The organism is Bacteroides sp. D22, from assembly GCF_000163675.1.
Lineage (GTDB): Bacteria > Bacteroidota > Bacteroidia > Bacteroidales > Bacteroidaceae > Bacteroides > Bacteroides xylanisolvens.
The window spans coordinates 46,923-57,249 of sequence record NZ_GG774811.1 but is presented as its reverse complement, the minus strand read 5'-3'; the positions used below and the strand labels follow the sequence as shown (position 1 = coordinate 57,249).

Below are 10,327 nucleotides of genomic sequence, written 5' to 3'. Positions count from 1 at the left end.
AATTATATAGCGTAGGGCAACGCCCTACGAAAAAAACACACCAGCCACAAGCCCTGAAAGGGCGGAACTGTATACAATTATGCCCTTTCAGGGCGCAAATTCAGATTACCGTTTTTTCGTAGGGCGTTGCCCTACGCTGTATAATTAAGCCCTTTCAGGGCACCCCGCAAAATTTACCGTTTATAGGTTTGCCTTAACAGCATCAATCAATTCCTGATATTCTGCATCAGTCAGATAAACCTTTCCCGGGTTCATTTGGAATATACCTCCATAATCAGGTCCATCCACATATTTAGGTGCTAAATGAAAATGCAAATGAGACAATTTATCCGAGTAAGCACCATAATTAATCTTTTCCGGCTGGAAAGCTTTTTGCATGGCACGAGTGACACGCGCTACATCTGCCATAAAAGCATTACGATCTTCATCACTCAATTCATTCAAATCGTTCACATGGTCTTTATAAGAAACAAGACAACGTCCACGGTAGGTTTGTTCCTTAAACAAAAACACACGTGACACACTCAATTGCGCAATCTCAATCATCAGATTATGCAGCGTTTCATTGTTCTGGCAATACAGACATTCTTTCGGATCACTCTTCATGATATTATTATTTTAAGTTTTTATCGTTGCAAAAATAAGTATTCCATTCTTATCCTGCTTGTACTTTTTCGTTTTTTTGATCGACTAATTGGTACACATCCTCTTTTTCGCCTACCACCCAAACAACATCGCCTTCTTCGAGTGGAGCATTTACATCAGGAACCATCAGTGTACCGTCTTCACTTTCAACACCGGCTATCATACAATGATATTTGTCGCGGATACCCGATTCACGAATCGTTTTACCCAGAAAAACAGAATCACTGTCAATGATAAACTGCTTCAAAGCCATCTCGCTCTTTTCATAGACCTCCCAGTCTATCTTCGCTCCGTTTTGCATCGCCTCATTAAACACACTTAATTGTTCATCTGTACCTATCACCTGTATCTTATCCATCGGAAACAGGCGGACAGAACCACCGGGGATATTAATCCTCCTCTTTCCACGAAGAATAGAAGCAACATGAACTCCAAACTTCTTCCCCAGATTCAGCTCCATCAATGTCTTTCCCGCCCAACTGGATTCACCCGGAATTTCCATATCGGCAAGATGCAAATCATGCGACAACAAACGACCGGCATACTCCGGCTTTTTCTCTCCCAGATACTCTGCACGTACATCTCTGGAACGGAGATTCTGAAAGAAACGACGTTCAATCAATATCGATTGCTTCTTCAAACGGCGAGACCATACCATCAACAATACAACAAGTACAGCCACTCCAATAATCAATCCGATAGACGCCTTAAATAATCCGGAAATAACAAAGATAACAAAAAGTGCCGCTATCATAATACGAATCACGATTGTCGATACCAGCGGTGCGCGGTTGGCACGGCTGTCATGCCATAAGGTCATAAACTCAACCGAATGATTTTTCTTCACCATAATGGCACGCAAGAAAGGAGCAATACACAGAATGATAAATACCGCTCCCAACAATGATGCCCAGAAATGAGGCAGATTCTCTTTAAAGAATGGCACGACAAAACGAAAAGAAAGTGCAATAATCGACATACTGACAATTGAATAAACAACTGTTATACGTACCATTGACAAGATTAGCTTCTTCCACAAATTCTCGTGATTCAGAGCTGTTTGCGAACCGGAAGAATAACGCATCATTATTTTTTTCCATGATTCCGGAAGATGAGCATCCACAAAAGTAGAAGCCGGCTCGGCAAAACGAATCATATAAGGAGTCAGGAAAGTAGTAATCACAGAAACCGCTACCACTATCGGATACAGAAAGTCACTCGTTACATGCAAAGAGACTCCCAAAGAAGCAATAATAAACGCAAATTCGCCGATCTGCGTTAAACTAAAGCCGCATTGCATAGCCGTCTTTAAAGGCTTTCCGGAGAGAATAACACCGAATGTACCAAAAACGGCCTGTCCCAAGATAACAGCCAAAGTAATAACTATAATAGGTACGGCATATTCTACAATCATTGCAGGATCCACCATCATACCGACCGATACGAAAAAGATAGCTCCAAAAAGATCCTTTACCGGTTTCACCAGCCGGTCTATGGATTCCGCCTCGATTGTTTCCGCCAGAATAGATCCCATTATAAATGCACCAAATGCAGCAGAAAATCCTGTATGAGCCGCCATCACTACCATACCGAAACAAAGTGCCAACGACACAATAAGCAGAGTCTCCTCTCCCATCAATTTCCGGCAGCGTTTCAAGAATTCAGGAATCAGATAGATACCGACAACAAACCACAGAATAAGGAAAAACAATAATTTCCCGATACTCTCCAACATCTCGGTACCTTCAAAATGTTGGCTTACCGCCATAGTGGAAAGCATCACCATTAATACAATAGCCAAAATATCTTCCAAAATCAAGATACTCAACACAAGTCCGGTGAACTGCTTCTTCCTTAATCCTAAATCATCAAAAGCTTTATAAATAATAGTAGTAGACGACATCGCAATCATACCGCCCAAGAACAGACTGTCCATCCTGTGCCAGCCGAAACCCATGCCGACTCCTATTCCCAACAAAATCATACAAAAGATGATGGTACAGGCAGCAATGATGGCAGAACCACCCACCTTGACAATCTTCTTAAAACTAAATTCCAAACCAAGAGCAAACAGCAAGAAAATAACACCAATATCCGCCCAAGTCTTAATATTGGCAGTATCCATCACTGAAGGAGTATACGGCATATGCGGACTTGCCAGAAATCCGGCAACTACATATCCCAAGACCAGAGGTTGTTTCAACTTCTTAAACAACAAAGTCATAACACCGGCACAAATCAATATAAGTGCGAGGTCAGCTATAAGAGTAGGTAATTGAGACATTATTTTATCGTATTTGATGACAAAATTATATTATTTCTATGGGATAAACAACATATTTACGAATATGTTTTGCAATAACCATCATAAAATAAGTTAGCCCCGGATAGAGTCGTAACTTATCCGGGGCTATACACAATAACAAGCTTATTTTTTACTTTCTAAAAGGCGGTTTCACTACCACAGCTTTCAATTTCCGACCACGCATATCGATACAGATTTCCGTACCCACCTTACTATATTCCGGTTTCACATATCCCATACCGATACCAATCTTACGGGTAGGCGACATCGTACCGGAGGTCACCACTCCCACTTTCTCGCCTTCATCATTCACCAGTTCATAGCCATGACGGGGAATTCCGCGATCAACCATTTCAAAGCCAACCAGTTTACGGGTAACACCTTCCGCTTTCTGTTTTTCCAGCATCGGACGGTTGACAAAATCCTTGCCCTCCACAAACTTAGTGATCCATCCCAATCCGGCTTCTATCGGAGAAGTCGTATCATCCAGATCATTGCCATACAGACAGAAGCCCATTTCCAACCGGAGCGTATCACGGGCACCCAAACCGATAGGTTTAATGCCATACTCTTCACCAGCTTCAAAAATAGCCTTCCATATAGAATCAGCCGCAGACGGATAGAAATAAAGCTCAAAACCTCCCGCACCGGTATAACCCGTATTGGAGATAATCACATTCTCTTCACTTGCAAACGTTCCAACCTTAAATGTATAATAAGGAATAGTAGCAAGATCAATATCCGTCAACTTTTGCAGAACCGAAATAGCCTTCGGACCCTGTATAGCAAGTTGAGCTATGTTATCCGACGAATTTTCCAACTCGGCTCCCTCCGTATTGTGAGAAACACACCAGTTCCAGTCTTTTTCCATATTGGAAGCATTCACCACCAACATGTATTTTTCCGGTTCATACTGATAAACCAGCAAATCATCTACAATCCCCCCATCCTCATTCGGAAAACAAGTATATTGTATTTTACCCGGAGCCAGTGCCGCCACATTGTTAGATGTTATTTTCTGCAGAAAGGCCAACGCTTGCGGTCCTTTCACCCAAAATTCTCCCATGTGCGATACATCAAATACACCGACACCTTGACAAACAGTTATGTGTTCATCAATGATACCGGAGTATTCAATAGGCATATTATAACCTGCAAACTCGTGCATTTTAGCACCAAGTGCTATATGTTTCTCTGTAAACGGAGTGGTTTTCATTATTTTAAAGTATTAAGTTTTAAGTATCAGGTATTAAGTATTACCGGAGCTTACCGTCTTTTTATTTGGAAGCCACCAGTTCTGCTATTTTTACGATCACTTTCATTGCTTTCTCCATATTCTGGATAGGCACAAATTCGTAACGACCGTGGAAATTCAGACCACCGGCAAAGATATTCGGACAAGGCAATCCCTTAAAAGAAAGCTGCGCACCATCCGTACCTCCACGAATCGGTTTTACATTCGGTTTCACACCCACGGCTTCCATAGCTGCAAAAGCAGTATCGATGATGTGCATTACCGGTTCTATTTTCTCACGCATATTATAATACTGGTCGCGCAGTTCGAGTGTCGCAGTACCAGCTCCATATTCAGCGTTCATTTGAGCTACCAGACGTTCTATCTCTTTTTTACGGTTCTCAAATTTTGCACGGTCATGATCGCGGATGATATAAGACACAGTGCTTTGCTCCACATCCCCCTGAATACCAATCAAATGATAGAATCCTTCATAGCCGGTCGTATGTTCTGGTCTTTCCTGTGAGGGAAGCATCGTAATAAACTGATTGGCAAGATAGATAGAGTTAATCATCTTATCCTTGGCATATCCCGGATGCACATTACGTCCTTTAAAGGTTATTTTTGCGGCAGCAGCATTAAAGTTCTCAAACTCCAACTCCCCTACTTCACCTCCATCCATCGTATATCCCCATTCACAACCGAATTTCTCTACATCGAATTTATGAGCACCTTCACCGATTTCTTCGTCAGGATTGAAGCCGATACGGATTTTACCGTGTTTGATTTCGGGATGTTCCTTCAGATAAACCATCGCTGATACAATTTCCGCGATACCGGCTTTGTCGTCGGCACCGAGCAACGTTTTTCCGTTGGTTACAATCAAGTCTTCTCCCTTATGATCCAGCAATTCCGGGAATTGTGATGGAGAAAGGACTACATTCTCTTCAGCACAAAGCACAATATCCGAACCGTCATACTTTTCCACAATGCGCGGAGTGACATCTTTACCCGTCATATCAGGACTTGTATCCATGTGGGCAATAAACCCGATAGTGGGTACTTCTTTATTTATATTGGCAGGAAGTGTAGCAAAAAGATAGCCATGCTCATCCAAAGTAATATCTTCCAATCCCAAAGATTCCAACTCTTTTTTCAAGTATTCAGCAAAAATCATCTGCTTCGGAGTACTTGGAGTAAGCCCTGTCGATTCATCAGATTGTGTATCGAAGCTTACATACTTTAAAAATCTGTCTACTAAAGTCATATTGTTTTAATTACAAGTTACTAATTACAATTTACAAATTGATAGTTTATAGTGCCGTAAAGGTAAAAAAAGAGCCGTGAATTACAAAGCAATTCACGGCTCTTTTTATTGTATACTTTTATCCGGATACTTAAATATCCTATTTGACTACTTTAAAAATGGCTGCTACCATCAAAGCAATGTGTACAAACCTTGCATTTAGGTAATCCGATAGCCTCAATCAGCGTTTCCAGTGTATTAAACTTCAATGAACTGAGACCGAAACGCTCTGCAATAATACTAACCATCTTATCGTATTCCGGAGAACCGGTAGTAGCATATTTCTCCAGGTTCTTATTCTCATCCCCTTCCAGTTCCTTGATAATACGACGGGTAATCAACTCCAATGCATTTTTAGAAGCCGAAAAACCAACAAACGGACAAGCATAAATCAATGGCGGACAAGCGATACGCATGTGCACCTCCTTTGCTCCGTAATCATACAGAATCTTCACATTGTCACGTAATTGAGTTCCCCGCACGATTGAATCGTCACAGAACAACAAACGTTTATTTTGCAGCATGGCACGGTTGGGAATCAACTTCATCTTAGCAACAAGCGAACGCATCTCCTGATTGCTCGGAGTGAAGCTACGAGGCCATGTCGGTGTATATTTTGAAATAGCACGATGGTAAGGAACCCCCTTTCCTTCGGCATATCCTAAAGCCATACCCACTCCCGAATCAGGAATACCGCAAGCACAATCCACTTCCGATTCATCTGTCTGTCCCATTTTCAATCCGCTGGTGAAACGCACTTCCTCTACATTCTTTCCTTCATAACAAGAAGTCGGGAAACCGTAGTACACCCACAAAAACGAGCAAATCTGCATATCCTCATTGGGCTTGCGAAGCTGGTCAACATGATCGTCATACATACGGACAATCTCACCGGGACCTAAATATCTCTCAATCTCATAATCCAGATTCGGAAAACTGGACGATTCGCTCGTTGCAGCATAAGCACCGTCTTTCCTTCCAATCACCACCGGAGTACGTCCCCATCGGTCACGGGCAGCGATGATACTACCATCTTCCGTCAGAAGCAACATCGAACAAGAACCCTTAATGTGCTTAAACACATTTTCGATACCTTCCACAAAAGTTCTGCCTTGTATAATAAGTAATGCGATAAGTTCCGTCTGGTTGGTGTTGCTCGAACTAAGTTCGGCGAAGTGCATGTTTTGACTGAGAAGTTCTTCTTCCAATTCCTGGATATTGACTATTTTAGCGACTGTGACAATGGCGAAGCGCCCGAGGTGAGAATTGATGATGATAGGTTGTGCGTCTGTGTCGCTAATGATGCCGATGCCGGCGTTTCCTTTGAATTTGTCCAGTTCTCCTTCAAACTTGGTTCGGAAATAAGTACTTTCCAAATTGTGAATGGAGCGTATAAAACCTTTTTCCTCACTGTATGTTGCGAGTCCTCCTCGCTTGGTACCCAGATGTGAGTTATAATCTGTGCCGTAGAATAAATCAGTCACGCAGCTAGTTTTCGAGACTGTTCCGAAAAAACCTCCCATGTTGTTCTCTTTATTGATGATGTTTTAAAAAAGATGGCGCAAAAGTACAAAAAAGAATTCGTCCTATAAAAAAAGCGCTCCGCAAAGTTTTAGTTTTCTTTGCGAAGCACAACTAATATTTATTAAAAAGCGGGGAATCCGGAAACAATCTTTTTACCGGAATCTTATTTCCATTTCTTGATCGTTTTCAAGTCAGCGGGAGTTGCTTCAATCAAACTTACTGCAAATCCTCCGCTACGTGCCAGCTTCACAGACATCTTATTCTTGTTTGTAACAAGTCCTTTTTTTATCTGGTAAGAAGTAGGATTCTTTTCAAAATCCGCCTCCTTTCCGTCAGCATAAAGAGTAGCTACATATTGTTTTCCCGGTTCGAGAAAATCAAGTGTAAAAGCAGAAGTACGGGGATTCTCATCGGTGATACCACCTACAAACCAGTTATCAGTACCTTTTGCCTTACGTGCTACGGTAATATAATCTCCCGGTTCCGCTTCCAGATACTTGCTGTCATCCCAATCAACGGCTACATCCTTGATAAATTGAAATGCATCCATGTGACGTTCGTAACTCTCCGGAAGGTCGGCTGCCATTTGCAAAGGACTGTACATCGTTACATAAAGTGCCAACTGTTTTGCCAAAGTTGTACGTACAAAACTGTGGTCGCCTGACAGGAAAGAAAGTTTTGTATCAAAGATACCCGGTGTATAATCCATCGGTCCACCAATCTGACGGGTGAAAGGAAGCAAGGTGGTATGGAACGGCTTATTCCCTGCAAAGGCTTCATATTCCGTGCCACGAGCCGATTCATTACCGATCAGATTCGGATATGTGCGACATAATCCTGTCGGACGGGTTGCTTCGTGAGCATTTACACAGATCTTATATTCGGCCGCTTTTTCCACCGCATATAAATAATGATTGTTCATCCACTGTCCGTAATGATGTTCTCCACGCGGAATAATATTACCTACATACCCGCTCTTCACAGCATTGTATCCGTTATCTATCATAAACTGATAGGCTTTATCAAGATGGCGCTCGTAGTTACGTACAGAAGCGGAAGTCTCGTGATGCATCATCAGCTTCACTCCTTTTTCCTTTGCATACGCATTGAGCATCTTCACGTCAAAATCAGGATACGGAGTTACGAAATCAAAGACATAATCCTTCGAATTTCCGAACCAGTCTTCCCAGCCTTCATTCCAGCCTTCCACTAAGATCTGGTCGAATCCATGCTCTGAAGCAAAGTCAATGTAACGCTTCACTTTGTCATTATTGGCTGCATGACGCCCGCTCGGTTTTGTTTGGGAATAATCCGTCTGTCCCAGTTTCACAGAATAAACATCATCCGTGTACGACCAGGAACTTTTTCCGGTAATCATTTCCCACCACACACCGATGTATTTCACCGGCTTAATCCAGGAAACATCTTCGTAGGCACAAGGTTCATTCAAGTTCAAAGTCAATTTGGAAGCCAGAATATCACGAGCATCATCACTGACAATCACCGTGCGCCAGGGTGAACGGCAAGGCGTTTGCATATAACCTTTATCCCCTTTTGCATCAGGAGTCAGCCATGATTCAAAAATCAGGTTCTGATCGTCAAGGTTCAGATGCATACAAGAATAATCAACCAAAGCCGCTTCATGCAGATTGATATACAACCCGTCGGCTGTCTTCATTTGCAAAGATGTCTGCACACCTGTTGGTGAAAAAAGAGTTTGAGAAGCATTTGGAGTAATTGCCCCTTGCAACAATCCGCGAATCTCTGAAAGCTTGGATTCGGTATAGTCATATTCCTGCGTATCATAATCGCCTGGAATCCAGAATGCCGTATGATCGCCGGCCATAGCAAACTGCGAATGTTCTTCTTTTATAACGAAGTAATTCAGATTCTTTTGCTGCGGGAACTCATAGCGGAACCCCAAGCCATCATTATAAAGACGAAAACAAATAATCAGATTACGATCTTGCGCCTTTTGATTCAGGGTAACAGCCATTTCATTATAATGGTTGCGGATCGATTTCACCTCTCCCCACACCGGTTCCCATGTTTCATCAAAAGCAGAAGTTTTAATATCGGCCAGAGTGAATCCATTCATCAGTCCGGGATCATTTTTCAATTCCAGTCCCAGTTTCGAAGGTTTAATCACCTCTTTTCCTTTATAAGAGAGTTCATACACCGGTTCTCCTTGCATGTTGACAGAGAAATTAAGTTTTAATTGTCCGTCAGGAGAAGTGATACTTTCGGCCTTTGCTGATGTGCCGAAGAAAAAAGAGAGCAACAGGCAGACCCACATTGCAGTTCCTATTTTCATGTTCTTCATGATATAAATGAGTTAGTTAATAATCGTATGGCAAAGATAGACCGGAAATCCAAGTAGTGTTTTTCTTTATAAAGAAAATATAGAGGAATACAGATTCAAAAACGAAATAAGTACTTAATAATAAAACAGATAACACATTTTGTCTCCCCCCAAAAATATAGTGTCTATGGTGATTAAATTAAAAGGATTAAATATGAATATTGCATAATCTTTCTATATTTGCAGATTATTATCTCAATCACATCAACAAACATTTTATTATTTATATGACACAACACCTTAGTTTATCCCGGAGGCTTCCAACAATTCGAAAAGGATTTTGAAGCCGCCTACAAATAATATCAATCTTTCAATCAAATGAGTAAAGAAGTTATCTATATCTTTATCGGTGGAGGAACTGGTAGTGCACTACGTTATTTTATCCAGTTGTTAATGCACGAACGAATCGTCCCTTATCATTTTCCATGGGCCACTTTCACGGTCAATCTTCTCGGCAGTTTTCTCATCGGTCTGTTCTATGCTCTTTCAGAGCGATTCCACCTTCCGTTCGAGGTCCGTTTGTTTCTGACAACGGGTTTATGTGGAGGTTTCACAACGTTCTCTACTTTCTCCAGTGATGGCGTAGGTCTGCTGAAAGGAGAATTTTACGGAGCATTTGTTCTATATACATTATTAAGTATAGGAATAGGATTAGCCGCAACGTTAGCCGGCGGATATGTGGGAAAACAGATTTACCTAAAATCCGCAACTATCATCCAATACACGATTAAGGGTAGATTTATGAGTCGTTAGTAGCAGCTTTCAGTAAAAAGCAACAGCACAACATCAATATGTAGCCACCATCCCCTTACCCCACGATGCGACTTGAGGTAATACGCAGATTCTAACCGGAAAGAAAGGATTCTTATCCGAATTCTGTTTTGAAAGGTCTTGCATAAGCCCGGTTTTCTGTATAGATATTCAGCACGTATTGCCTTGCTGTCATGATCC

General features: G+C 41.8%; 7 protein-coding genes. 1 reads left to right on the top strand and 6 read right to left on the bottom strand.

The annotated features are described in order from the left end of the window. Window positions 1-180 precede the first annotated feature (180 nt). The 6 genes from HMPREF0106_RS09030 to HMPREF0106_RS09055 all read right to left on the bottom strand — a co-directional run bounded on the left by HMPREF0106_RS09030 (window position 181) and on the right by HMPREF0106_RS09055 (window position 9,337). A complete protein-coding gene (locus tag HMPREF0106_RS09030; protein ID WP_004302057.1) occupies window positions 181-606 on the bottom strand; it encodes an HIT family protein in 426 nt (141 codons plus the stop codon). Between the two features lie 49 nt (window positions 607-655). Beyond that, the gene (locus tag HMPREF0106_RS09035; RefSeq protein WP_008644441.1) at window positions 656-2,929 is read right to left on the bottom strand and encodes a cation:proton antiporter; all 2,274 of its coding nucleotides are present in this window, start codon (window positions 2,927-2,929) and stop codon (window positions 656-658) included. Window positions 2,930-3,080: 151 nt separating this feature from the next. Next, window positions 3,081-4,166 (bottom strand): glycine cleavage system aminomethyltransferase GcvT, encoded by a 1,086-nt coding sequence (gene gcvT, locus HMPREF0106_RS09040; RefSeq protein ID WP_004302054.1) that lies wholly within the window; start codon window positions 4,164-4,166, stop codon window positions 3,081-3,083. Between the two features lie 61 nt (window positions 4,167-4,227). After that, on the bottom strand, window positions 4,228-5,451 hold the full coding sequence (pepT, locus tag HMPREF0106_RS09045) for a peptidase T (RefSeq protein WP_004302053.1): 1,224 nt from the start codon (window positions 5,449-5,451) through the stop codon (window positions 4,228-4,230). Window positions 5,452-5,603: 152 nt separating this feature from the next. Then, window positions 5,604-7,013, bottom strand: coding sequence for an amidophosphoribosyltransferase (locus HMPREF0106_RS09050; RefSeq protein WP_004302052.1), 1,410 nt, complete (start codon window positions 7,011-7,013; stop codon window positions 5,604-5,606). A 164-nt stretch (window positions 7,014-7,177) separates the two neighbouring features. Then, window positions 7,178-9,337, bottom strand: a complete 2,160-nt coding sequence (locus tag HMPREF0106_RS09055) for a glycoside hydrolase family 97 protein (protein WP_009040386.1) — start codon at window positions 9,335-9,337, stop codon at window positions 7,178-7,180. A 357-nt stretch (window positions 9,338-9,694) separates the two neighbouring features. On the opposite strand from HMPREF0106_RS09055, the gene crcB reads away from it, so the two are divergent. Next, a complete protein-coding gene (gene crcB, locus HMPREF0106_RS09060) occupies window positions 9,695-10,129 on the top strand; it encodes a fluoride efflux transporter CrcB (RefSeq protein WP_009040385.1) in 435 nt (144 codons plus the stop codon). The last annotated feature ends 198 nt before the right edge of the window (window positions 10,130-10,327 follow it).